This is a genomic window from Verrucosispora sioxanthis (assembly GCF_010560025.1).
Classification (GTDB): domain Bacteria; phylum Actinomycetota; class Actinomycetes; order Mycobacteriales; family Micromonosporaceae; genus Micromonospora; species Micromonospora palythoicola.
Map to the genome: position 1 here is coordinate 173,671 of NZ_SAIY01000004.1, position 23,143 is coordinate 196,813.

Annotated in this window: 29 protein-coding genes; 12 read left to right on the plus strand and 17 right to left on the minus strand. The window is 71.3% G+C overall.

All coding sequences use genetic code 11. The features are described from left to right. Nucleotides 1-17 precede the first annotated feature (17 nt). From ENC19_RS13570 to ENC19_RS13605, 8 genes are all read right to left on the minus strand, one after another. Nucleotides 18-767: a lysophospholipid acyltransferase family protein gene (locus ENC19_RS13570; RefSeq protein WP_164447558.1), complete on the minus strand. Its 750-nt coding sequence runs from the start codon at nucleotides 765-767 to the stop codon at nucleotides 18-20. 112 nt (nucleotides 768-879) lie between these two features. Beyond that, the gene (locus tag ENC19_RS13575; protein WP_164447559.1) at nucleotides 880-2,940 is read right to left on the minus strand and encodes an amylo-alpha-1,6-glucosidase; all 2,061 of its coding nucleotides are present in this window, start codon (nucleotides 2,938-2,940) and stop codon (nucleotides 880-882) included. After that, nucleotides 2,940-3,308, minus strand: coding sequence for an SCP2 sterol-binding domain-containing protein (locus ENC19_RS13580; RefSeq protein ID WP_164447560.1), 369 nt, complete (start codon nucleotides 3,306-3,308; stop codon nucleotides 2,940-2,942). The genes ENC19_RS13575 and ENC19_RS13580 overlap by 1 nt, the downstream gene beginning before the upstream one ends. A 199-nt stretch (nucleotides 3,309-3,507) precedes the next feature. After that, nucleotides 3,508-3,924 (minus strand): CBS domain-containing protein, encoded by a 417-nt coding sequence (locus ENC19_RS13585; RefSeq protein ID WP_093410484.1) that lies wholly within the window; start codon nucleotides 3,922-3,924, stop codon nucleotides 3,508-3,510. Between the two features lie 67 nt (nucleotides 3,925-3,991). After that, a complete protein-coding gene (locus tag ENC19_RS13590) occupies nucleotides 3,992-4,432 on the minus strand; it encodes a PPOX class F420-dependent oxidoreductase (RefSeq protein WP_164447561.1) in 441 nt (146 codons plus the stop codon). Nucleotides 4,433-4,460: 28 nt separating this feature from the next. Then, the gene (locus ENC19_RS13595) at nucleotides 4,461-5,483 is read right to left on the minus strand and encodes an aspartate-semialdehyde dehydrogenase (RefSeq protein WP_164447562.1); all 1,023 of its coding nucleotides are present in this window, start codon (nucleotides 5,481-5,483) and stop codon (nucleotides 4,461-4,463) included. Between the two features lie 219 nt (nucleotides 5,484-5,702). Beyond that, nucleotides 5,703-7,055, minus strand: coding sequence for a M16 family metallopeptidase (locus ENC19_RS13600; RefSeq protein ID WP_164447563.1), 1,353 nt, complete (start codon nucleotides 7,053-7,055; stop codon nucleotides 5,703-5,705). A gap of 85 nt (nucleotides 7,056-7,140) precedes the next feature. Then, complete coding sequence (locus ENC19_RS13605; RefSeq protein ID WP_164447564.1) at nucleotides 7,141-8,433, minus strand: M16 family metallopeptidase; 1,293 nt, start codon at nucleotides 8,431-8,433, stop codon at nucleotides 7,141-7,143. Nucleotides 8,434-8,559: 126 nt separating this feature from the next. Here ENC19_RS13605 and ENC19_RS13610 point away from each other — a divergent pair, with 126 nt between their 5' ends. Further along, nucleotides 8,560-9,294: a phosphodiesterase gene (locus ENC19_RS13610; protein WP_235944780.1), complete on the plus strand. Its 735-nt coding sequence runs from the start codon at nucleotides 8,560-8,562 to the stop codon at nucleotides 9,292-9,294. Here ENC19_RS13610 and ENC19_RS13615 read toward each other — a convergent pair. Together ENC19_RS13615 and ENC19_RS13620 are read right to left on the minus strand one after the other, a co-directional pair. Then, a complete protein-coding gene (locus ENC19_RS13615; RefSeq protein ID WP_164447565.1) occupies nucleotides 9,261-9,476 on the minus strand; it encodes a hypothetical protein in 216 nt (71 codons plus the stop codon). The two genes, ENC19_RS13610 and ENC19_RS13615, sit on opposite strands and share 34 nt — an antisense overlap. Before the next feature lie 98 nt (nucleotides 9,477-9,574). After that, on the minus strand, nucleotides 9,575-10,726 hold the full coding sequence (locus tag ENC19_RS13620) for an alkaline phosphatase PhoX (RefSeq protein ID WP_164447566.1): 1,152 nt from the start codon (nucleotides 10,724-10,726) through the stop codon (nucleotides 9,575-9,577). Between the two features lie 300 nt (nucleotides 10,727-11,026). Here ENC19_RS13620 and ENC19_RS13625 point away from each other — a divergent pair, with 300 nt between their 5' ends. From ENC19_RS13625 to ENC19_RS13635, 3 genes are all read left to right on the plus strand, one after another. Then, the gene (locus tag ENC19_RS13625; RefSeq protein WP_164447567.1) at nucleotides 11,027-12,130 is read left to right on the plus strand and encodes a 3-deoxy-7-phosphoheptulonate synthase; all 1,104 of its coding nucleotides are present in this window, start codon (nucleotides 11,027-11,029) and stop codon (nucleotides 12,128-12,130) included. Between the two features lie 262 nt (nucleotides 12,131-12,392). After that, complete coding sequence (locus ENC19_RS13630; protein ID WP_166458610.1) at nucleotides 12,393-12,635, plus strand: hypothetical protein; 243 nt, start codon at nucleotides 12,393-12,395, stop codon at nucleotides 12,633-12,635. Between the two features lie 37 nt (nucleotides 12,636-12,672). Further along, a complete protein-coding gene (locus ENC19_RS13635) occupies nucleotides 12,673-12,870 on the plus strand; it encodes a hypothetical protein (RefSeq protein WP_164447568.1) in 198 nt (65 codons plus the stop codon). Nucleotides 12,871-12,963: 93 nt separating this feature from the next. On the opposite strand, the gene ENC19_RS13640 is transcribed toward ENC19_RS13635, so the two are convergent. The 3 genes from ENC19_RS13640 to ENC19_RS13650 form a co-directional block, all read right to left on the minus strand. Beyond that, nucleotides 12,964-13,497, minus strand: a complete 534-nt coding sequence (locus ENC19_RS13640) for a DUF1360 domain-containing protein (RefSeq protein WP_164447569.1) — start codon at nucleotides 13,495-13,497, stop codon at nucleotides 12,964-12,966. Between the two features lie 61 nt (nucleotides 13,498-13,558). Continuing rightward, entirely contained in the window at nucleotides 13,559-13,882 is a 324-nt protein-coding gene (locus ENC19_RS13645) for an SRPBCC family protein (protein WP_164447570.1), read from the minus strand. Next, on the minus strand, nucleotides 13,882-14,205 hold the full coding sequence (locus ENC19_RS13650; protein WP_164447571.1) for a DUF6158 family protein: 324 nt from the start codon (nucleotides 14,203-14,205) through the stop codon (nucleotides 13,882-13,884). The genes ENC19_RS13645 and ENC19_RS13650 overlap by 1 nt, the downstream gene beginning before the upstream one ends. A 120-nt stretch (nucleotides 14,206-14,325) precedes the next feature. On the opposite strand from ENC19_RS13650, the gene ENC19_RS13655 reads away from it, so the two are divergent. Then, complete coding sequence (locus tag ENC19_RS13655) at nucleotides 14,326-14,787, plus strand: hypothetical protein (protein ID WP_164447572.1); 462 nt, start codon at nucleotides 14,326-14,328, stop codon at nucleotides 14,785-14,787. 26 nt (nucleotides 14,788-14,813) lie between these two features. After that, the gene (locus ENC19_RS13660) at nucleotides 14,814-15,149 is read left to right on the plus strand and encodes a DUF3817 domain-containing protein (protein WP_164447573.1); all 336 of its coding nucleotides are present in this window, start codon (nucleotides 14,814-14,816) and stop codon (nucleotides 15,147-15,149) included. Nucleotides 15,150-15,159: 10 nt separating this feature from the next. Here ENC19_RS13660 and ENC19_RS13665 read toward each other — a convergent pair whose 3' ends face one another. Then, a complete protein-coding gene (locus ENC19_RS13665; RefSeq protein ID WP_281603173.1) occupies nucleotides 15,160-15,687 on the minus strand; it encodes a DUF6232 family protein in 528 nt (175 codons plus the stop codon). Nucleotides 15,688-16,143: 456 nt separating this feature from the next. Between ENC19_RS13665 and ENC19_RS13670 the strand changes: the two genes are divergently transcribed. Then, nucleotides 16,144-17,115, plus strand: coding sequence for a C40 family peptidase (locus ENC19_RS13670; RefSeq protein WP_373688936.1), 972 nt, complete (start codon nucleotides 16,144-16,146; stop codon nucleotides 17,113-17,115). 111 nt (nucleotides 17,116-17,226) lie between these two features. Here ENC19_RS13670 and ENC19_RS13675 read toward each other — a convergent pair whose 3' ends face one another. Next, nucleotides 17,227-18,216 carry a sigma-70 family RNA polymerase sigma factor gene (locus tag ENC19_RS13675; protein ID WP_208020903.1) on the minus strand — a complete coding sequence of 330 codons (990 nt, stop codon included), beginning with the start codon at nucleotides 18,214-18,216 and terminating at the stop codon, nucleotides 17,227-17,229. Nucleotides 18,217-18,787: 571 nt separating this feature from the next. Between ENC19_RS13675 and ENC19_RS13680 the strand changes: the two genes are divergently transcribed. Next, entirely contained in the window at nucleotides 18,788-19,483 is a 696-nt protein-coding gene (locus ENC19_RS13680) for an SDR family NAD(P)-dependent oxidoreductase (protein WP_164447576.1), read from the plus strand. Here ENC19_RS13680 and ENC19_RS13685 read toward each other — a convergent pair. Beyond that, nucleotides 19,468-20,133 (minus strand): dTMP kinase, encoded by a 666-nt coding sequence (locus ENC19_RS13685; protein ID WP_164447911.1) that lies wholly within the window; start codon nucleotides 20,131-20,133, stop codon nucleotides 19,468-19,470. The two genes, ENC19_RS13680 and ENC19_RS13685, sit on opposite strands and share 16 nt — an antisense overlap. 231 nt (nucleotides 20,134-20,364) lie before the next feature. Here ENC19_RS13685 and ENC19_RS13690 point away from each other — a divergent pair, with 231 nt between their 5' ends. Genes ENC19_RS13690 through ENC19_RS29310 form a run of 4 tightly spaced genes read left to right on the plus strand, consistent with a single transcriptional unit; the run spans nucleotide 20,365 to nucleotide 22,141 of the window. Then, nucleotides 20,365-20,949 (plus strand): nucleotidyltransferase, encoded by a 585-nt coding sequence (locus ENC19_RS13690; RefSeq protein WP_164447577.1) that lies wholly within the window; start codon nucleotides 20,365-20,367, stop codon nucleotides 20,947-20,949. Next, complete coding sequence (locus tag ENC19_RS13695; RefSeq protein ID WP_164447578.1) at nucleotides 20,946-21,221, plus strand: hypothetical protein; 276 nt, start codon at nucleotides 20,946-20,948, stop codon at nucleotides 21,219-21,221. Before ENC19_RS13690 ends, ENC19_RS13695 begins: the two co-directional genes overlap by 4 nt. A 9-nt stretch (nucleotides 21,222-21,230) precedes the next feature. Next, nucleotides 21,231-22,007: a metallophosphoesterase family protein gene (locus tag ENC19_RS13700; protein WP_164447579.1), complete on the plus strand. Its 777-nt coding sequence runs from the start codon at nucleotides 21,231-21,233 to the stop codon at nucleotides 22,005-22,007. Beyond that, nucleotides 21,998-22,141, plus strand: a complete 144-nt coding sequence (locus tag ENC19_RS29310; protein ID WP_018786997.1) for a GPGG-motif small membrane protein — start codon at nucleotides 21,998-22,000, stop codon at nucleotides 22,139-22,141. The genes ENC19_RS13700 and ENC19_RS29310 overlap by 10 nt, the downstream gene beginning before the upstream one ends. A 189-nt stretch (nucleotides 22,142-22,330) precedes the next feature. Here ENC19_RS29310 and ENC19_RS13705 read toward each other — a convergent pair whose 3' ends face one another. After that, nucleotides 22,331-23,017, minus strand: coding sequence for an SDR family NAD(P)-dependent oxidoreductase (locus tag ENC19_RS13705; protein ID WP_164447580.1), 687 nt, complete (start codon nucleotides 23,015-23,017; stop codon nucleotides 22,331-22,333). Nucleotides 23,018-23,143: the final 126 nt, after the last annotated feature.

The window sequence follows — 23,143 nt, forward strand, 5'->3', positions numbered from 1 at the left end:
CCGCAGGCTCGACCTGTTCAGCGGGGCGCGGAGCGCCGGTCGGCGGCGTCGAGCGCCGCCGCCTCCTGCGGGGTCGGCGCGCTGCCGCCGAGGTGCGCCGGCAACCACCACCGGTCCGCCGGTGCGGCCGGCTGGTCCGGGTACTCCCGCTGTGCCCGGTCGACAAGCGCGCTCAGCCGGGTACGCAGTTCCTCTGTCATCGTGGCGGGGTCCGGGTAGCCGGACGGGTCCATCGGCTCGCCGACCAGGATGGTGATCGGGGTGTGCCGGCGGGTGAGCGTACGCGGACGTCCCTTCGTCCACAGCCGCTGAGTGCCCCAGAGCGCGACCGGCAGCACCGGTACCTGCGCCTCGCGGGCCATCCGGGTGGCTCCGCTCTTGAGCTCCTTGACGGTGAAGGAGCGGCTGATCGTCGCCTCGGGAAACACGCCGACCACCTCACCCGAGCGCAGCGCGGCGACCGCGGCGGCGTACGAGTCGGCGCCGGCGCGCCGGTCCACCGGGATGTGCCGCATGCCGCGCATCAACGGCCCGGACACCCGGTGCCGGAACACCGACTCCTTGGCCATGAACCGGACGAGTCGCCGTGACTCGAGGGCACCAAGTCCGCAGAAGATGAAATCCAGGTAGCTGACGTGGTTGCTGGCCAGCACCGCCCCGCCGGTACGGGGAACGTGGTGGTCGCCCTCGACGGTGAGCCTGAGGTCGAGGACCCGGAACATCGTCTTGGCGGCGGCGATAACGGGCGGGTACACGAGTTCCGGCATTCCGGAACTTTACCCCGAGTAGGTTACGCACCGGTAGGGACGGTGGTCGCCGTGGTCCGCCGGAACGTGGCCGGATCACCCGTCGCCCGGTCGGGCGACCCGGCCACGCCGGTCACCCGCCGCGCGAGTGCAGGTCCACCCGGCCACGGGCGAAGGCGTCCACCCGCCCCCAGCGACCGGGGATGTCCAACACCTCGATCCGACCCATGCCGACCGGCAGCCGCGGCTCGACCGCCAGGTGCCCCTCGTGCGGCTCCAGACCGAGCATCGTACGCAGCAACAGCAGCGGGGCCCCCGTCGACCACGCCTGCGGACTGCACGCCGTCGGGTACTCCACCGGGAACTTCGTCTGCTCACGCGGGTAACCGCCGAACGCCTCGGGCAGCCGTCCGTCGAAGTACCGGGCCGCGTCCAGGATGCCGTTGGCGATCATGGCGGCCTCCTCGGCGAAGCCGTACCGGCGCAGACCCCAGGCGCAGAACGAGGTGTCGAAGGGCCAGACGGTGCCGTTGTGGTAGCCGATGGGGTTGTAACGCACCTCGCCCTCGGCCAGGGTCCGCACCCCCCAGCCGCTCCACAGCCGTGGCCCGACCAGGTGGTGGGCGATCTGCTCGGCCCGCTCGTCGTCGACGATCCCGCTCCAGAGCAGGTGGCCGATGTTGGAGCTGAGCACGTCGCACTGTCGTCCGTCCGGGTCCAGCGCGAGCGCGTAGTAGCCGCCGTCCTCGACCCACCAGTCCCGGTTGAACCGCTCCTTCAGGGCCGCGGCCTCCCGCTCCAACTGGTCGGCGTACGCCGGGTCGTCCCAGAACTCGCGGGCCAGCCGCGCGCCGCGCATCTTCGCGTCGTACGCGTACCCCTGCACCTCGCAGGTGGCCCGGGGGAACGGCGGCAGGGTGCCGTCGCGGTAGGAGATGGAGTCCCAGGAGTCCTTCCAGCACTGGTTCTCCAGGCCGGTGTCGGTGTTCCGCCGCTCGTACCAGATGTAGCCGTTGCCGACCAGATCGGCGTAGTCGTCGATCCACTTGAAGGCCCGGCGGCACTCCTGCTCCAACTCCTTGACCAGCGCGGCGTCTCCGCTCCACTGCTCGTACTCGTCGAGCAGCACCACGAACAGCGGCGTCGAGTCGACCGCGCCGTAGTACGGCGAGTGCGGTTGCTCCTCGAACGCGGCGCTCTCGCCGTACCGCATCTCGTGCAGGATCCGCCCGGGGTCCTCCTCCCGGAAGTCGTCGAACCGGGTGCCCTGCAGCGCCGCGAGGATCCGCAGCGTGGTCGCGCTCAGCTGCGGGGTGAACGGCAGCGTCTGCAGACAGGTCAGGATGCTGTCCCGGCCGAACATGGTCATGAACCACGGCAGGCCGGCGGCGGGCAGGGTCTGACCACCCAGCGACAGCGGCGAGAAGCGCAACGCGGCCAGGTCGACGATGCACTTGCGGTACGTGGCTGCCAACCGGTCGTGCTCGCTGTTCACCGTCGGCGCCTTGGCGATCCACTCCTCCAGGTCGTGTTGCAGGGCAAGCCGCTCGGTGCCGTGCGCCTGCAACCCGAGACGCAGATCCCGACCGCCCGGGCCGACCGCCAGGGTCTGCACGTCGATGTGGGTGTCCCACTGCTCGTTCGGTTCCAGGTGGATGGAGTACGCGAAGCCGTTGCGGTCGTACCGGGCCGGCGCGGAGGACGAGATGATCGTCTCGCGCTTGAAGTTGCCGCGCCGGTAGCCCAGGCGCAGCCGGTCCGGCTCGGCCTCGGAGTAGATCTCGCCCTTCTTGTTGAGAATCTCGTCCTTGACCTCGAACAGGTCGGCGAAGTCACAGGCGGCGTCCATCCGGATCTCCAGGTCGACCGCCTTCTCATCGTGGTTGAGGATGGTGATGTCCTCCCGGAAGCTCCCACCGACCGCCCGCTCCCGGATGATCGACAGTTTCGCGTCGACGTAGTGGGTGGCCAGCCCGGGCACCAGGAAGAAGCGCGACTCGTAGTACTGGAGGTCGTCGTAGGAGAGGGCGTTCAGCCGCTCGCCGTTGACCGTGAGCACCCACTTGGAGAGGAAGCGGGTGTCGATGGAGAACAGTCCCGTCGGTTCGGTCGGTGTCGCCTCGATGTCCCCGGTCGCCTCGCTGACGACGAAGTTGTTGCCGTCGAGGATCCGTACGGTGTGGCTGGGCGCCATCACTGCACCCCCTTCCGGTAGCGCTGCGGTCCCCGGGCGTACGGCGACCCGGGGAAGATCCGTTCGACCTGCACCACCAGGCGGGCGTCACCGGTGACCGTCATGTCCCCCCGCAGCAGCGCCGCCAGCCCGTTCTCCCGGCCGGTGACCAGTTCCTCGAACAGCGCGGGGCTGGTACCGACCACCGTGTCGGCCTCCACGTCCTGCCGGCTGACCTGGACGTTGCCCCGGTCGATCCGCATCAGCCAGTGCGTGGTCTGCGGCCCCTCGTGCAGGTCGAAGCGCAGGGATCCGGAGGTCTTCGCCAGCAGAGGCTCGTACCCCTGCTGGTCGAGGTCCTCGAAAAACCGCGTGGTCGCGTCCGCCATCGGGCCCCTCCTCCCAGTCGCTCATGTTCCGCAGGAGGGGTCCCCGAGGCCCGGTCGCTCAACCTCACCCGCTTGGGGTGAGGCCCGAGGATCGGGTCACCGGCGGTGACGACGGGCGACCGACGCTCGAGCGGCACGAAGCCGGCTCCCGACGGCTCGGGAACCGGCTTCGTCTCGACCTTCGCCTCGACGGAGGCGGTCAGTTGTTGGGGTCGTCCGCGCTGATGTCGGCCAGCACCGACTGGGGCTCGCGCTCGACCGCCAGATCGCCCATGGACACCAGGCCGATCAGTCGGCCGTCCTCCACCACGGGCAACCGCCGCACGGCGTACGTCCGCATCAGGTCGGCGGCGGCGACGGCGTCGTCGTACTGGCTCACCGTCACCACGTCCTTGGTGGTGATCTGGTTCAGTCGGGTGGTGTCCGGGTCCATGCTCTCCGCCACGCCTCGGACCGTGATGTCCCGGTCCGTGACGATGCCGACCACGTTGTCACCGTCGGTCACCACCACGTCACCGATCGCGGAGTCGCGCATCTCCTGGGCCGCCGCGACGAGCGTGGCGTTGCCGTCCATGGTCACCAACCGGGTCGTCATGAACTCTCCGACCGTTGTCATGGCGCCTCCCTCTGGGTGTCGGGCAACCAGGGGTCTACCCGACCACCGCGGGCAGTAACGTGACCGGTCAGCCGCGCGGCGGGATGCCGTACAGGCGCTCCACGCGCAGCCGCAGCACCAGCCGCCCCTCGGCCACCATGGCCCGGCGGTAGTCGTCCCAGTCCGGATGTTCCCCCCGCACCGCCCGGTAGAGATCGACCAGCTCGGCGACGGTGTCGTCGCCGGGCTCCGCCGCGACCGGGGTCAGCTCGGCCCGCACCTCCGCCACCGCGTACGACCAGCCGTCGTCGCTGGACACGTGGAAGCTGGCCCGGGGGTCGCGACGCAGGTTGGCGGTCTTCGCCCGCCCGTCGGTGACCGACACCCGGATCAGCCCGTTCGGACGGTCATAGGCGTAGACCACATTCGACAGCTGTGGCCGCCCGTCGCGTCTGATGGTCGCCAGCACCCCCAGCGACCGACTCGCGACGAGGTCACTGAGGGCGTTCCGGACGTGCTCGTCGGTCACAACCTTCTCCGATCGGTCGGACAGTGGTTCATCCCTCGGCCGCGACCAGCTCGGCCAGCTGCACGGCGTTGAGCGCGGCGCCCTTGCGCAGGTTGTCGCCGGAACAGAAGAGCGCCAGACCGTGCTCGACCGTCTCGTCGGCCCGGATCCGGCCGACGAACGTCGGGTCCTGGCCGGCCGCCTGCAACGGGGTCGGCACGTCGGAGAGCGCGACACCCGGCGCGTCGGCGAGCAGCTCGTACGCCCGCTGCGGGCTGATCGGCCGGGCGAACCGGGCGTTGAGCGCAAGCGAGTGACCGGTGAAGACCGGGACCCGCACGCAGGTGCCGGAGACCTTCAGGTCGGGGATCTCCAGAATCTTGCGGCTCTCGTTGCGGAGCTTCTGCTCCTCGTCGGTCTCCGCCGACCCGTCGTCGACGATCGAGCCGGCCAGCGGCAGCACGTTGAAGGCGATCGGCTGGGCGAACGAGCGGGGCGCGGGGAACTCCACCGCGCCGCCGTCGAAGGTGAGCCCGGTGGCGGTCTCGGCGACCTTGCGAACCTGCTCGTCCAGTTCGGCGACGCCGGCCAGGCCGGCGCCGGAGACCGCCTGATAGGTGGCGACGACCAGGGCGACCAGTTCCGCCTCGGCGTGCAGCGGGCGCAGCACCGGCATCGCGGCCATGGTGGTGCAGTTCGGGTTGGCGATGATGCCCTTTGGCCGGGCCGCGGCGGCGTGTGGGTTGACCTCGGCGACGACCAACGGCACCTCGGGGTCCATCCGGAACGCCGAGGAGTTGTCGATGACGACCGCACCCGCGGCGGCGACCCGTGGTGCCAACTCCTTGGCGGAACCCTTGCCGGCCGAGAAGAGCACGATGTCCAGCCCCGAGTAGTCCGCGGTGGCCGCGTCCTCGACCGTGATCTCCTCGCCGCGCCACGCGAGCGTGCGCCCGGCCGACCGCGCCGAGGCGAACAGCCGCAGCTGCTCCGCCGGGAAGTTCCGCTCCGCCAGCACCTGCCGCATCACGCCACCGACCTGGCCGGTGGCCCCCACAATGCCGATCCTCATGCCCGCGAGGCTACCCAGCCCGGCGCCCGGATCGGGAACGCTTTCCCACTGGCGGGGATCCCGACGGCAGGGCCGGACCGGACCGGTCCGGGACAGTCGCCCCTCGCCGGCCGGTTCCGCCGCAAGAACATCGTCGCGCCGCCCTCGCCGACCGCAGCATCTCAGCCCCGCCATCCTCGCCGCGACCGACGTCACACTTTCGGCCCAGCGGGTGGTCGATCACGTCCCGGAGGGGTGATCGGTCAGCTCGCCGAGACCGGTGGCCAGCAGCTCGTCCCTGATCACCGCGGCGTCGCCCTCCACCACCAGGGTCAGCGACTCCGGACGCAGGTGCGTGGCGGCGGCCGCCGAGACCTGGTCCACCTGGGCGCCGAGCAGCTCCTCCCGCAGCCGGGCGTGATAGTCGTCCGGCAGGTCGTGCACCACGAGCGTGCTCAGCGCCCCGGCGATCGCCCGAGGGCTCTGCAACTCGACCGAGAGCTGGCCCGCCCGCCAGGACCGGGCCACCGCCAGCTCGTCCTCGGTCACCCCGCCGGCCTGGGTACGCGCGATCTCGCCGACCGCCTCGACCAGCGCCGGTGCGGTGACGGCGGTCTGCACGCTCGAACTGACCGCGAACCGGCCGAACCGACGGGACGAGGCGAAGTCGCCCCGGATGCCGTACGTGTAGCCGCGGACCTCCCGAATGAGGTGGTTGAGGCGGGAGGTGAACGCGCCGCCGAGCACCGTGCCGGCGAGCGCGATCGGCACGTGGTCCGGGTGTGCCCGGTGCGGTCCGGGATGACCGAGCCGCAGCGTGGACTGCACCGATCCGGGCCGGTCGACGAGGATGATCCGTCGCTCGGAACGCACCGGCACCTCGATCGGCGTCCCCCGGTCCACCGGCCCACCGCCGGTGCCGGTGAACGCCGTGGCGGCGAGGGCGTCCAGGTCGAGCCGGTCCAGGTCACCGGCGACGACGAGGGTGCCCGGACGGATGAACCACTCCGAGTGGAAGACGGTCACGTCCTCCACGTCCAGGCCGGCCACCGAGTCGGGGTCGCCGTACATCGGACGGCCCCAACGGTTGCCGGCCCCGAACAGGTCGGCGCGCAACGCCGCGTCGGCCCGTGGCCCCGGGTTGGCCCAGTCCATCCGCAGCGCGGTCACCTCGTCGTCGCGGACCCGCCGCACGTCGTCCGGGTCCAGCCTCGGGGTACGCACCGCCTCGGCGAGCAGTTCCACCGCCGCGCCCAGGCGACCCACCGGCACCTGCACGCTCGCCTGGAAGGTGTCCCAGTCCAGCCCGGTCACCAACTCGGTGCCGAGCGCCTCAATCGCCAGCGCGTACGCGGTGGCGTCACGCTGGGTGGTGCCTTCCTCCAGCGCCTTGGCCAGCACCCCGCCGAGCCCTTCGCGGCCCACCGGTTCCCGACCGGCGCCCGCGTCGAGCAGCAGCATCGCCACGGCGAGGTTCTGCCCGGGCAGGTGCGCGGCAACGACGCCGCCACCAGCGACGGAGCGGCGGACCACCTGGGGAAAGCGGTAGGGGCGGGCCGTACCCGGACCGGGACGATCAGCGATCAGGGTCACCGGACGATCCTCTCGTTCGCGACTGCGGGGCTCACGGATGCCCGCCCACAGCACCCCACCGGGCGACGTCGCCCGCTGCTGGCGTTCACTGCTTGTCCTGCGGAAGGTAGGTGAGGGTCGCCCGGTCGTCGGCGCCGAGCACCTCGGCGGCCACCTCGGCGATCTGTTCGGCGGTCACCGCGAGCCAGGCCGGTAACCGCTCGGCCACCGTGGCCGGGTCGTCGAACTGGGTGGCGTACCGGCTCAGCGCGTCCGCCCGACCGTCCACCGTGGACATCTGTCGCCACCACGCGGTGGTCAGCAACGCCTTCGCCCGGTCCAGCTCGGCGGCGGTGACCGGCACGGTCGCCAGCTCGTCGACCACCTCGGCGAGCCCGGCGGCCAACCGCTCACCGCTCACCCCGGGACGGGCGGTGGCGGTGGCGATCAGCGGTGCCGGTGCGTGCGCCAGATCCACCCCGTACGCACCGACCAGATCGGGCTGGGCGATCCGTTCGCCATCGGCGAGCCGCTGGTAGAGCCGGCTGCCCCGACCGCTGCCGAGCACGGTGGCCAGCACGGTCACCACGTCGTAGCCGGGGCTGCCGAACGGGTGGGTGCGGTGCGCCACGTACACCCGGGGTGCCGGTACCTCGGTGACCACCGTCTCCTCGGCGGGGACTCCGGTGGGCGGCACGACCCGACCGTCGGGTGCCGCCGGGATCTCCGGCCGGGGCGGGATGCCGCCGAAGTACTTCTCGGCCAGCGCGACGACCTCGTCCACGGTGGTGTCGCCGACCACGCTGAGCACGGCGTTGTTCGGCGCGTAGTAGGTCTGGTGGAACGCCTGGAAGGTGGCCAGGTCGGCGGCGTTCAGATCGGCCATCGAGCCGATGGTGGCGTGATGGTACGGGTGACCTGGCGGGTAGAGCAGCGGCAGCAGCCGCAACCAGGCGTCGCCGTAGGGCACGTTCTCGTACCGCTGCCGACGCTCGTTCTTGACCACGTCCCGCTGGTTGTCGAGCGTCTCCTGGGTCAGTGCCGGCACCAGCCCGCCCATCCGGTCCGCCTCCAGCCAGAGCGCCAACTCGAGGTGCTCCGCCGGGACCGTCTCGAAGTAGTTGGTGCGGTCCGGGTTGGTGGTGGCGTTGAGCGAGCCGCCGGCCCCCTGGACCAGCCTCATGTGCTCGGTCTTCGCCACGTGCGTCGAGCCCTCGAACATCAGGTGCTCGAAGAGATGGGCGAAGCCGGTCTGTCCGGCCGGCTCGTGCCGGGAACCCACGTCGTACCAGAGGTTGACCGCGACCGCCGGGGCGGTGCGGTCCTCGCTGACCACCACGCGCAGGCCGTTGTCCAGTCGGGTCGTCGAGATCGGCCAGGGGTAACCGCTGTCGGGCATGCACCGACGCTATCCGATCTTCCGCCTCGGCAGGCCGCGGGACGCCCCACCGGCGAGCCGCGTCGACGGACGGGTCCGCGGAGCGGATGGCGGCATCGACGACAGGGCCCTGGGTATGCGGAAGACATGCCGACGATGTCCTGGCCGCCGCCCGCCGTCCTCACCGAACGAGCGGCACGGGCCGTGGCCCGGCTGCGCCGGGACCGGATGCTGCACCCGGCCGGCCGGTCCTTCGCCGGTGCGGTGCTCGTCTGGGGTACGTCCGGCCGGCCAACCGGTGTCCGGCTGCTCGACCGGCCCGGACAGTATCCGGCCACCGTCCGGCTCTCCAAGGGGACGCCCACCCCGGGCACCTGGCCCGACGTGCTCGGCCTGGCCGTGCGGTTCCACCGACCGCCCGGACGGCCGTTCGACCTCCTGGTCAGCTCCAGCGCCACGGCACCGGTGCTGCGGCATCTGCCGCTGCCGCGACGCCGGTTCACCGGCACGTACAGCTCGGTCATGTCCTACCGTGCCGGTCGGCGGCGGCTCTGGCTGGCCGCGCTGGCCGACCCGGAGTCACCCGACCTGGGCCAGGACCTGGCCGGCCTGTCCACCGCGGTGGCGGCCGGCCGGCCGAGGCTGGTCCTCGCCGTCGCCTCGGCCGCCGGACCGTGGCGGCCGTTCGGGCAGGTCACGATCGGCGATCAGCTCAGCGCGCGGGAGGACGCCGGGCTGGCCTTCGACCCGGTCGGCAACCTCCCGGAGGAGCTGCGCCTGGCCGGACCGCTGGCCTGGCTGCGCCAGCACACCTACCGAGGATCCCGCCGAGGGCGTGGCGCCACCGCTCAGTCCGGCGGTTCCACCGGGTTGACGGTCTGATCCGAGGTGCGCCGCTCCAACACCGTGTCGGGGGCGACGTTCTGGTTGGCCTCCCGGGCGTCGGACTCGGTGAGGATCGCGTCGGCCTGGGCCTGCGCGTCGTCGCTGCCGGCGGCCGCCTCCTCCGGTAGCAGGTGGGCGCGGGACTCCACCCGCTCCTGGTCGCTTCGCTCGTCAGTCATGGCGCTCCTCTTACCCCGCCCCCGTCTCCCCCACTCCGGCGCGGACGGGCCCCTCGCGTTGTCCGAGGGACCCTCCCGACCACCGCACAAACCCGTGGTCAGCGGAACGGGCCACGCACCTCGTAGGTGATGCCGCCGGACGAGGAGCCGGAGGTGCCGCGCTGGGACGAGAAGTACAGCCGGGTGCCGTCCGGTGAGAAGGCCGGCCCGCAGATCTCCGAGGAGGATTGACCGGTGATGCGCAGGAACGGGGCGACCACCCCGGCCGGCGTGATGATGTTGATCTCCATGTTGCCGCCGTCCTCGGCCACGTAGAGGTCACCCGAGCCGGTGCCGGTGATGTTATCCACCCCGGTCAGCGGTGCGGTGCCGGAGACCAGGGAGTCGTCGTACGCCAGGTCGATGCGTTGGTTGACCGCGTCGTACGCCCACACCCGGTTGTCGCCCTTGGTGGTGAACCAGCAGGTGCCGTCGTCGTACCAGCAGCCCTCGCCACCGTTGAACCGCTTGGCGCCGGAGACCTGACTGCGGGTCACCGTCGGCGACCCGTCCGGGTCCGGTACCCGCGCCCAGGTCACCGGGCCGCTGGTGGCGGACCCCGCGACCAGCACCTCCAGCGTCCCGGCCGAGAGGTTGCCCCAACTGTTCGGTCGGAACCGGTAGAAGCAGCCGTTGCTCTCGTCCTCGGTCAGGTAGATCACCCGACGGTCCGGGTCGCACGCGGCGGCCTCGTGCTTGAACCGTCCCATCGCCGGCCGCTGCACCGCCGCGGTACCGCCCTGCGGGTACGTCTCGTAGACGAACCCACGGTTGACCTCCTCGCAGGAGAGCCAGGTGCCCCACGGCGTGGCCCCACCGGCACAGTTCTGGTTGGTGTTGGCGAGGATCCGGTACGCCGAGGCGATGCTGCCGTCGGCGTTGAAGCGCACCGCCGAGGCACCGCCGCCCGGGGTGATCTCGGAGTTCGAGACGTAGATCCAGCCCGTGCCGGCGACGAAGCAGGCGCCCCCGTCGGGCGCGTCGTGCCAGGTGTACGACGTCCCGGAGACGGCCTGACGGGACCGGGCGATCACCCGGCTGGTGAATCCGGTGGGCAGCTGGATGCCGTTGCTGTCGGCGCTGCGCAGTGAGCCGTAGGGGCTGGGGCCGGGCTGGGCGGGTGCGGCCACGGCGGCGCCCGCCCAGAGGCTGCCGGAGAAGGCGGCGGCGCCACCGGCGACGGTGGCACGCAGGACGGTACGACGATCCATCGGGGACCTCCGGAGGAGCAGCGTTCGGTGGCGCTGAAATTACCGGCGGTTTTATCGATGTCGGTGAACACGAGGCGAGGCTTTGTCGACGGGAGGATGAGCGCTCGGGCATGGTCGGGTACGCTTACCGCCGTGACGCGCTCGTATCGATGGTTTAGGCAGCCGGCTCGGCCGGTGACCTCACCATGATCTGACGTCACCGAATTCGAGCCGGCCGGGCAGGAGCTTTCGTTCCTGCCCTTTCGCGTACGAGCAGCCGGCTCGACCCGGGCACCGGCCCCGGGTGCGGTCGGCGGAAGGATGCCCACCGTGACGACCCCGGAGAACCACCGGGTCATCGACCAGCGGATCGACCGTGTCGTACCGCTGACCACCCCGGCCCTGCTGCTGCACGAGCTGCCCCTGGACGACGCCCTCACGGCGGCCGTACTGACTGGCCGTCGGGCGGTCGGCCAGGTGCTCGACCGCACCGACGACCGCCTGCTGGTGGTGGTCGGGCCGTGCTCGGTCCACGACCCCGCCGCCGCCCTCGACTACGCGCACCGGCTCCGCGCGGCGGCCGAGCGGGTCAACGAGGACCTGCTCGTCGTGATGCGGGTGTACTTCGAGAAGCCGCGTTCCACGGTGGGCTGGAAGGGGCTGATCAACGATCCCGGGCTGGACGGCTCGGGTGACGTCAACACGGGGTTGCGCCGCGCCCGGGCGCTGCTGCTCGACGTGCTGCGTCTCGGCTTGCCGGTGGGCTGCGAGTTCCTCGACCCGATCACCCCGCAGTACATCGCGGACACCGTCGCGTGGGGGGCGATCGGGGCGCGCACCGTGGAGAGCCAGGTGCACCGCCAGCTCGCCTCCGGGCTGTCCATGCCGATCGGCATGAAAAACCGTCCCGACGGCAGCATCGCCACCGCGGTCGACGCGATCCGGGCGGCCGGCGTACCACACGTCTTCCCGGGCATCGACGTCTCCGGCACGCCGGCGATCATGCACACCCGGGGCAACGCGGACGGCCACCTGGTGCTGCGGGGCGGTGGCGGCCGGCCGAACTACGACGCCGAGTCGGTGGCCGGTGCGCTGGACCTGCTGCGCGCCGCGGGGCTGCCGGAGCGGCTGGTGGTGGATGCCAGCCACGCCAACAGCGGCAAGGACCACCGCAACCAGCCCGCGGTCGCCGCCGACGTGGCCGGGCAGATCGCCACCGGCCAGCGCGGCATCGTGGGGATCATGCTGGAGAGCTTCCTGGTACCGGGTCGACAGGACCTCGACCCCACCCGCGAACTCACCTACGGCCAGTCGGTCACCGACGCCTGCATCGGCTGGGACACCACCGACGAGGTGCTCGCCGAACTGGCCGCCGCCGTCCGCACCCGCCGCGCCGCCGCCCCCTCCCTCCCCACCCCCGCCTGACCCTCACCTACAGCCGTGTTGATCATGAGGTTAGCGGCAGTGGTCGATCTCCACGGTGCCGCCAACCTCATGATCAACGCAGGTGGACGGGTGGGTGGGGGTGTTTTGGGGGGTCGGGGGTGGGTAGGTCACGGGGGTGAGTGACGACGTACCCGTGACCGAGGCAGCCACGGAACCCACGACGCAGGCTCGGCTGCCCGAGGCCATCCTGGCCGACGTGCCCGTGGTGGACACCGCCGCGCTCGATCCGCCCACCACCGACCTGCCCGGCACGGCCGCCGCGGTCGGGGACGAGGTGGAGACCGAGCAGGTGGACACCCGTCCGCTCGACGAACTGCTCGACGACCTCTACCACGGTCAGGAGCGGATCAGTCAGGTGGACATCTACCGCCACGCGGTCGCCGCGGAACTGCCGGCGCAGTTGCTGTCCCGGCTCAACGCGCTGCCACCGGGCGAGTACGCGGTCGACGAGGTGACCGACCTGCTGGGTGGCTCGGCGGGATGACCGGCCGGCCGCTGCCGGCGACGAGGAGAGGAACGCGATGACGCAGCGCGAGGAAGATCAGCACCCCCACCCGCCCGCGCTCGGCCAGCCACCGGAGGGGACGGACACCCTGCCGGAGCCAGACTTCGCCAACGAGCACGACCGCACCGCCGTCGACCGGGACATCGTCACCGGTGCCGACGAGGACGAGCGGGAACCGGAGTCGCCCCGCGGCTGGTCCGGCATGCAGCGCTGAGTTGCCGGCCGGGCCGCCGGAGATCCGGTCGGCCGGTCGGAACGAGGTCGGCCCGCGATTCGGGCCGACCTCGTCGTAGGTACCTGCCGTCCGTCAATCCTCCCCGCCGCCACCCTCGGCTGCCTGCTGGGCCACCGCGTACCCCATCTGCAGGAAGTCGGAGGCCGCCACCGCGGTCAGCGCCGTGGCGACGAGCCGGGTCAGTCGTGGCGCGAGCACCAGTCCGCCGGTCAGGCCGGTGGCCACCCACACGGCCAGGCAGAACGGGCAGCTGAGCAGTTCGCCGATGGCGTGGCGGGTGGAACTGCCCGAGTCGCGTACCTGCTCCATCACCTCGCCGCTGCCGATCGGCCGGTCGTAGCGGGTGAACGGGGCACGCAACGGACTGGTCACCGCGTCCTTGGACAGCAGCCGACTGAGCTTGTGGGTGGCGATGGCGAGCAGCACCACGTCCGACGTGCTGGGTCGCTCGGGCACGGTCCGCCCGGTCACCCGCACCACGCCGGCGATCGCACCGGTCACCGCGGCGTAGGTCCCCATCGCCGCCAGGTAACCACCCAGCGGGCGGTGCTCGTGCGGCGCGTACGCCTGGCGCAACCGCGCCACCTTCTGCTTCAGATCGCTCACCCGGCCTCCTCTTCGGGTCACGCTTCGACTCCGCCGCGGTCCGGCGGCAGGTCTGCTCGGATCAGCCGGCCTGCAGGTTGTCGGCCACCTCGCGGGCCAGGCTGTCAAGTGCCTCGTCCGCCAGCCGGTCGACGTCCTCGCCGCCCCCGCCGATCTCCAGCCGGAGGCGGGAGCCACCGGCGTCGACCGGCTCCACCCGCAGTTCGGCCGACCAGTCGGCGCCTCGGGCGGTCCAACGGGCGCGCAGCTGCTCGGCCTCGACCTCCTGGGCCGGGTCGTTCGACAGCAACGGCTCGGGCAGCCACGAGGAGATCCGGTCGGGATCGGTGGCCGTGTTGAACACGACCTCCGGAGGCGCGGACACTCCCCGCTCGGCGTCCGCCATCACGCGTCCCGCAGCCGGCTCGGGTCGACCTCACGCCCCGGATGGCGGGCGAGGTACTCGGTCTCCAGCTCGGCGGTGCGGCGCAGGTGATTGGCGAGCGCCGAATCGGTGGCGTGGCGCAGCGTGTCCAGTCGGGTGCGGTGCAGGCTCTGCATCTCCCGGATGAGATCCTCTTCGCCCAGTTCCGCCGGATCGATGCCGAGCAGATCCGCCTCGGGCGCGGGCGTCGGCGTCCGGTCGTCGCCCCACTCAGGAATCCGCTGCTCGGGGCTCACCTCCGTACCGCCGGTGGGAAATCCGTCCGGTCGTCCCGATGCCGTCATCTCGCCCCCTCGTCCGTCCTGGGCTGGCGTCTGTACGGTTGCCCACCTCGGGTGTTGCCAAACCACGAGGCACTACGACACCGCGTCGGAGAAGGCGGCCGGCTTCGGTACCCTCGTGGCATGAAGCGGCTCTGGACCCCGGCGTGGATCGCTCGCCACGTGGCCATGGTCGTGCTGGTGACCACCTTCCTCGGCCTCGGCTGGTGGCAGGTCAGCCGCGCAGCGGCGGGCAACGCCATCAGCTGGGGTTACGCCGTGGAGTGGCCGATCTTCGCGGGCTTCGTGGTCTTCGTCTGGTGGCGCGAGGTGCGTCACACGCTACGAACGGCCGCTGCGCAGGACGAGGACGCGGCCGCGCCGGCGTCCGCCGATCACCGGGGCGAGGCCGCCGGGCCCGACGGTGTCACCGCGGCCGACGCGATCGACGCCAAGCCCTCACGGCCGGGGATCCGACGCCCGGTGCGGGTCGCCCGGGTCGGCGCCGGGCCCGGTGCGGACGACGCCGAGCTGGCCGCCTACAACCGCTACCTGTCATGGTTGAACGCCAATCCGGGCGCGAAGCCCGGCGACTATCCCGGCTGAACCGGGCCCGGAAGGACGGACGAGAAGTGCGCGCTGCCCTCACCCGCTACCGCGTGATCGCCTGGGTCGTCGGCGTGGTGCTGATCCTGCTGGTCGTGATCGGCATGCCGCTCAAGTACGGCTTCCACAACCCGGTCGTGGTGGAGACCGTGGGCCAGGCACACGGCTTCCTCTACATGGTGTATCTCGTCGCCGCGTTCGACCTGTCCCGGCGGGCCGACTGGCCGCTCAAGCGGATGATCCTGGTGATGCTGGCCGGCACCGTTCCGTTCGTCTCCTTCTGGGCGGAGCGGCGGGTGAGCGCGCTGGTCACCGCCGAGCAGCGGGAGCGCGAGCACGCGCCCGAGCCGATCGCCGGCTAGCGACCCGCCCTCACCGTCGCGGTCGCCACGGTTCGGCACCCGCCAGCGGGTCCTCCCAGCCGCCGTAGCTGTTCATCTCGCGGGCCCGGCGCAGCGCCCGGCTCACCTGGCCGAACTGGTGCTCGTCGTCGCTGCTGAACAACAGTTCGTCGCTGCCCGCCCGGCGACCCCACAGCTCGTACGCCGGTGGGCGCCAGCGGTCGCCCGCCACCGCGAGCAGCACCGGCACGAGAAACACGGCGCCGAGCAGGAGGTACGCCCCGGCGGTGAGCCGTTGCAGCCCGCCGGTGAACCCGAGCAGCAGTCCCACCCCGCCGATCACCACCGTCGAGGTCAGCACGGCCCGGGTCGCCGCCCGGTCGTGTGGCCCCCGGGTGCTGTGCAGATGGGTCAGCTCGGCGACGCGCCAACTGCTGCGCCCGACGGTGAACCGGTCGACCGTGACGATGATCCCGGGCCGCGCGTAGAGCAACGGCGGCCCGGTGCCGGTGCCTCGGGGTGTCCGTGGCGGTCGCGTCGTCGCGCCATCAGGATTCACGACCCCTCCTTCCACGGCTGGCATCGGGTGGATCACCGCCAGCCGGAGACATCGACACCGGTTGACGGGATTCCCGGCCGCGCGATTCATTGTGGGCCGCCCGCGCCACTCCGGCTCGGGCGTTTCCGATGGTCAGAGGCCTGCCAGTGACATGTGGTGCCGGAAACGGCGCACCAAGTCCGGCTTGTCGGTCAAAACGGCCCGGCATCCGACGTCATATGCCGGGAGCGACCAGTCCGACATATCGCCGATAACCGCCTTGGCGCTGTTCGTGACCTGCGTCCTCCGCCACAGCGCCACCATTGGTCCCGACTTTCTCTGCGGATGACATGCGTCCCGTACTAGGTTGGGCGGGTCGGTCCGGCCGGCCGCCGTCCACCGGGACGGCACCGGGCCGTCGCCGCCGCGGAGCCTCAGCCGCCCGCGCCGGCCGCCGGGAGAGGAGCATTCGGGCTCTTGTCGTCCCTGACGCACACGCTGCGCGCCCTGACGGCCGCCGCCTTCACCCTGGCGCTGCTCATGCCGGCGACGGTGGCTCGGGCCGAGCCTTCCCCCGCCGAACTCACCCGGAGGATCGAGAAGTCCTCCGTCGAGTTGGAACGCGTGGTGGAGGCCCACAACGAGCTGCGGGAGAAGATCAAGGACAACCGTGCCGCGGTGGAGCGGTTGCAGGACCGGATCGGTCCGCTGGAGCAGCAGGCCGAGCAGAGCCGGGCGGACGTCGGCGAGATGGCGGTGACCGCGTACAAGACCGGCACCCTGGGCACCGTCGACGCGCTGCTGCACGGTGGTGACTCCACCGCGGTACTGGACCGGCTCGGCACGCTGGACCACCTGACCCGGCAGCGGCAGGCCACCATCGCCGGCTATACCGCCGACCAGCGGCGGCTGCTCGACGAGAAGACCCGGCTGGACGTCACGCTCAGCCGGCAGGCGGCGCAGTCACGCGAGCTGTCCTCGGCGAAGAAGCGCATCGAGCGCGATCTCGCCAAGCTCTACGAGCTGCGCCGGCAGGCGTACGGCCGGGCGACCGAACGACCGACGAACCGGGCCAGCAGCGCCCAGGACGCACCCGCCGTCTCCGGCAAGGCCGGCGTCGCCGTCCGGTACGCCTACGGCGCGCTGGGCAAGCCGTACGCCTGGGGCCAGGACGGGCCGGGCAGTTACGACTGCTCCGGGCTGACCTCGGCGGCCTGGCGGGCGGCCGGCCGATCCCTGCCACACAACACCCGCATGCAGTGGGGAGCGGTGGCCCACATCAGTCGCGGTGAGCTGCGCCCCGGCGATCTGGTCTTCTACCGCAGCCTCGGTCACGTCGCCATCTACGTCGGCGACGGGCAGGTCATCCATGCACCGACCTTCGGCCGCAACGTGGAGAAGCGATCCGTGGACCTGATGTCGCCGTACGGGTACGGGCGGGTGCGCTGACCCACCGGCCTCGACGAGCCGATCCGGCGGCGTCCCGGCCGCCAACGACAGACGGCGAACGGCCGGCGTCCCCCTATCGGACGCCGGCCGTTCGCCGTTATTGTCTCCCGCTCAGGCCGCCTGCAGACCCTCCGCTCGGGCCAGCTCGCGGAGCCGGCCGAGCGCCTGGATCTCCAACTGCCGGATCCGCTCACGGGACAGCGAGAACCGCGAGGCCACCTCGGTCAGCGAGTGCTCACGGCCGTCCTCCAGCCCGTACCGGGCCCGCATGATGCCGGCCGAACGGTCGTCCAGGTGGTTGAGCAGCCCTTCGATCCGCTGCCGCTCCAACCCGGTGAGCACGATCTCCTCCGGGGACGGAGCGTCGCTGTCGGCGACCAGGTCGCCGAGGTTGGTGTCGCCGTCGTCGCCGACCGGCGTGTCCAGCGACACGGTGTCCTGCGACCAGCGGACCAGTTCGTTGACCCGCTCGACGGTGACCCCCAGCGCCGCCGCGATCTGCTCCGGCTCCGGGTCGCCGCCCAGCTCACGGGTGAGCTGCCGGGCCACGTTACGCATCCGGTTGACGTCCTCGACCAGGTGCACCGGCAGCCGCACGGTGCGCTCCTGCTGGGCGATCGCCCGGCTGATGGCCTGGCGGATCCACCACGTCGCATAGGTCGAGAACTTGTACCCGCGTTCGTAGTCGAACTTCTCGACCGCCCGGACCAGACCGGTGTTGCCTTCCTGGATCAGATCCAGCATCGGCATGCCGGAGCGGACGTAACGTCGGGCGATCGACACGACCAGGCGCAGATTCGCCCGGATGAACAGGTCCTTGGCCCGTTCCCCGTCGGCGACCAGCCGCTCCAGTTCCTCCCGGGTGACCCCGTCGGGGGCGCGGTCCTCGCCGATCAGGTGCTCGGCGTAGAGGCCGGCCTCGATCGCCTTGGAGAGATCGACCTCCTTGGCGGCGTCCAGCAGCGGCGTCCGGGAGATCTCGTGCAGGTAGACTCCGACCAGGTCGCGCTCCTCGGCGACCTCGTCAGTTCGCATTCCGATGTTCTTGTCCACGGTGCCCACGGTCCCCTCGCTCGCGCCGGTTGCCCGGTTCCTTGCCATCCCCACGCCCATCAGCCCTCCCCCGTAACCTCCGCTGTGCCCATCGGTGCTGACATCTACACAACAGATGAGACGTGTCGGGGATTCCATGTCGTGGGTCGAAAGTGTCACGAATGCCTGATAATCCGCTGAGAGCAGCGTCCATGTTTGCTGTCAGCACCCTGCCTGGCTGTCGCCGGCCGGCACCTCGTGAGGTCGACGGATCGACGGATCGCCGTCCGTCCCGGTCCATGGCAGCACTGCCCGGCCGACAGTCGCAGCGACCCGGGTCACCACCGTGCTGCGATCCTGGTCACTGCCTGATACGCGTACGTGGACCGCTCGGTTCATCCACGCCGGTGGTAATACCCCACGCCCTGGTGAACAATCCATGCGCCGGTTCTATGCCCGCGGCGACAGCGCGCATCGGCCGGCTGTCCCGTTTCCGACGCGAGGACCGGCCCACCACCTGCGGTCCGGTGTCCACCCGGATGAGGACGTCACCGGCGCAGGAGATCGGCGTCTCCAGTTCGGTCAGGGCGACCGTCGGGGCCCAGCTCCCGACGACCGGCCATCGCACTAACCTCAGGTCATGGCGAATCGCAGTGTGTTGGTCACCGGGGCCACGGGCGGGCTGGGCAGGGCGGTCAGCGCCGCCTTCTCGGCGGCGGGGTGGCGCGTGGTCGCGCCCCAGCGCCGACGACCGGACCCGGTGGACGGACCCGAGGGCGACGCTCCGGTCCGGATCGTCGCGGACCTGACCGACCCGCAGGACGCCGCCCGGGTGGCCGAGGTCGCGGCCGGCGATCCCGAGGCTCCGCTGCGCGCGGTGGTCAACCTGGTCGGCGGATACGCCAGCGGCGGCCTGTTGCACGAGACGCCGATCGAGGACTTCGAACGGATGCTGACCATCAATCTCCGCCCGACCCACCTGGTCACCCGTGCCGCGCTGCCCCACCTGGTCGCCGCCGGCGGTGGCGCGGTGGTCTGTGTCGCGGCCCGGGCGGCTCTCGCGCCCTTTCCCGGGGTCGCCGGCTACGTCACGGCGAAAGCCGCCGTGCTCGGCTTCGCCGCCGCGGTCGCGACGGAGTACAAGGCGGCCGGGGTCCGCTGCAACTCGGTGCTGCCGAGTGTCATCGACACCCCGACCAACCGCGACGCGATGCCGGACGCCGACCACACCCGTTGGGTGGACCCGGCCGAGATCGCGTCGGTGATCCGCTTCCTCGCCTCGGACGAGTCGGCACCCACCAGCGGCGCCGCCGTACCGGTCTACGGACGGGCCTGAAGTGGGACCAGTTCCGTCACCGGCGCGGCCGCCCCTGCCGGCAAGGTAGCGGTCGGCTCGTTCCCGGCCGTCAGCCAGGCGTTCAGGTGCTCGCGGATCTCCCGGGCCAGTTCCTCGGCCGGGAGATCCGCGTCGACCGGCACGAACGTCGGATACTCCGGCAGCGTGCGGTAGGCCAGGTCGGCGGCGGCCAGAAAGCCCAGGCTCTCGTGGTCGGTGCCCCGACGCTCGATGCGCCGGTACGCCTCGGTCGGCTCGACGGTCAGCAGGAACGTCAGCTGCGGTCGGGGGAAGAGTCGGTAGGTGGCCCGGATCATCCGCTCCCAGCGGTGCCCGCCGTGTGCCCGCAGACTGGCGTACTGGCAGGCCGCGTAGCGGTCCATCACGGCCACCCGACCGGTGCACAGGCCACCGAGCAGTGTCATCGCGATGGCCAGCCAGCGCAGCACGGACTCCACCAGGAGCATTCCGTCCCGGCCGAGGAGACTCTGGGCATCCGACCGACCGAGTCGGTGCGCCACCCGGCCGAGCCAGCGCCGGCCACCGGCGTTGCGGTGGTAGGTGGCTGGGTGCCCGGCCGCGGTGAGTGCCTCGGCGAGCTGGTACGCCTGGGTGGTCTTGCCCGAACCGTCGATGCCGATCAAGGCGATGGTACGGAGCCGCCCCCTGCCGCAGCGGACTCCCGTCGAATCGGGCGCTCCCGTCGATCTGGCCACCCTCGAAAGGTTATCCGACAGCCGCACGACGGCCGCACCATAGATCCGGTTTGCGCCCTGTTCATCCCCTTGCGCGCGCCGCGCAGGTGTGGGCGACCGGAATGCCGGGTACCGATCGGAGATCCCACCGGATGGCACCCCCGACGAGTCGACGGGAGAGGCGAGATGGCCGAGCGCGACGACGAGACTCTCCTACACACCCTCAAGAAGGTCGCCGCCGTGCTCAAACAGTCCGAGATCCCGTTCGCGCTCGGCGGCAGCTTCGCCGTGTACGCGCACGGCGGGCACTCCAGCGAGCACGACGTCGACTTCCTCATCCGCGAGTCCGACGTCGAACCCGCGCTGGAGGCGCTGGGGCAGGCCGGTTTCACCGCCGAGCGGCCACCGGAGGACTGGCTGGTGAAGGTCTTCGACGGTGGCCGGATGGTGGACCTGATCCACCGCCCGATCGAGACGCCGGTGACCGAGGAGACCTTCGCCGACACGGTCGTACGCCCGGTCGACGCCATCCACATGCCGGTGCTGTCGGCCACCCAGTTGATGGTGCACAAGTTGCTCAGCTTCTCCCAGCACTACTGCGACTTCGCCCGCGGGCTGCCGCTGGCCCGTTCGCTGCGTGAGCAGATCGACTGGGAACGGGTACGCAAGGAGACGCAGCACTCGCCGTACGCCGAGTCGTTCCTGGTGCTGCTGGACAGGCTGGACGTCGTGCCCTACTCCGGCACGGCCGACGGGAAGGGGAGACCGTGACCGCGCACCGCGACTCCGGCGCCGGGCCGCCGGACGAGTACGTCGAGGCGGAGATCCACCGGCTGCTCACCGAGGATCCGGCCGTCGCCGAACAGGGAATCACCGTGGTCCGTACTGAACGCGCTCTCGTGCTGCACGGCGAGGTCGAGAGCGCGCACCGGCGGGAGGAGATCCTGCGCCGGGTGGCCGATCGCTTCCCGGACGTGCCGATCACCAGTGACATCGGGGTGGTCCGCACGCAGGCGCCCACGGAGATCGAGCAACTGCCCTGAGGAGGTTCGATGGTTATCCGGATCGCCGCCGTGGGCGACGTGCATCTGGACGAGGACGTGGTCGGCCGGTTCCGGCCGGCACTTGAGCAACTACCGGGCAACGTCGACGCGCTGCTGCTCGCCGGCGACCTGACCCGGCACGGCACCGAGGCCGAGGCCCGCTGCGTGGCCCGGGAATTCGGCGGCCTGGGCGTGCCGGTGATCGCCGTGCTGGGCAACCACGATCATCAGTGCGACCAGGTGCCCCAGGTGATCGGGGCGTTGGAGGAGGCGGGCATCACCGTCCTGGAGGGCGACGGGGTGGTGCTGGACTGCCCGGGTGGCCGCCTCGGCGTCGCCGGGGTGAAGGGCTTCGGTGGCGGTTTCGCCGGCCGGTGCGCCAGCGACTTCGGCGAGCCGGAGATGAAGGCGTTCGTACGCACCACGACCGAGAGCGCCGACCGGCTGAGCGAGGCACTGCGCTCGCTGGACTGCGACGTGCTGGTGGCCCTCACCCACTACGCCCCGGTGCCGGACACCCTGGCCGGCGAGCCGTTGGAGATCTACCCGTTCCTCGGCTGCTACCAGCTGGGGCAGGCCGTCGACGCCGCGCCGACCGCGCTCGCCCTGCACGGGCACGCCCATCACGGCACCGAGCGGGGCACCACCCCGGGCGGGGTCCGCGTCCGCAACGTGGCACACCCGGTCATCAAGCAGGCGTACAGCGTCTTCCACCTGGGCGATCACCTTGATCAAGGCGAGGTTTCCGGAGTCGCCGCCGGGGGTATTCAGCAACCATGGAGCTGATTCTCTGGATTCTCGCAGTCGTACTGGTGGTCGCCGGCATCCTCGCGCTGTTCCGCCGGCAGATCCTCTGGGGCATCGTCCTCATCGTCGTCGGGCTGCTCGTCGGCCCGGGTGGGGTCAGCATCTTCAGTTGACCTGGCGACGCAGGGCGTCGCTCACCGGACCCGCCGGGGTCGTCGCGACCGGTACTCCGTCCTCCCGACAGGAGTCACCGGACGTGGCGGCCCCGGCGTGCTTGTCGTCAGTCGGTCGGGGGACCGCGCCCGCCCCGGTCGCCGTCGACCCGCCCCGCGACAGGACGGCCTGGCCCCCCGTCTGCGGCCTTACCAGGGCAGCTCCCCGGCCTCGTCCTGGAAGGTACCGGTCGGACCGTCGACGCCGAGGGTCGCCAGTCGCACGACCGTTCTGGCGCTTTCCGCCGCAGGTCGTCCGCCGCCGACCGCCGCGGTCAGATCGGTGGCGGTGAAGCCCGGCTCGAGTGCGTTGAACCTGATGCCCGGCTGGGATTTGGCGTACTGGACCGTCAGCATGGTGGCCGCCGTCTTGGACGCCGAATAGAGCGGAACCGACAGATGGAATTCCGGCCGTTCGGGATTGTTCACTGCCCAGAACGAACCCGCACTGCTCGACACGGTGACCACCGTAGGGTTCGCGGATCTGCGTAGCAGGGGAAGTGCCGCCTCCGTGACGCGCACGATTCCCACCACGTTGGTGTCGAAGACCCGCAGTGCCGTGGGACCGTCGGTGACGCCGTCGCCGAGGATGCCCGCGTTGTGCACCAGCACGTCGAGCCGACCCTCGGCGGCGTCGATCGCCGCCAACGCGCTGGTCACCAAGGCGTCGTCGGTCACATCGAGTTGCACGAACCGCGCGCCGAGCGCTGCGGCGGCCTTCTCCCCGCGCCCGACATCACGCGCGCCGACGTAAACGGCGTGACCCAATTCCAGTAGGTGCCTGGCGGTCTCGAAGCCAATTCCCTTGTTCGCCCCGGTGATCAGCGTGACGCTCATGCTCTTCCTCCCGAAATACGCGGCCCGTGCGGACCGTTCGAAACGGTATGGGCAGCTACTCGCCACAGCCGGAGCCCCGTCGAACCCGGGGTGTGACAGGACCCCCTCTGCCCGCCGCGCACAGCC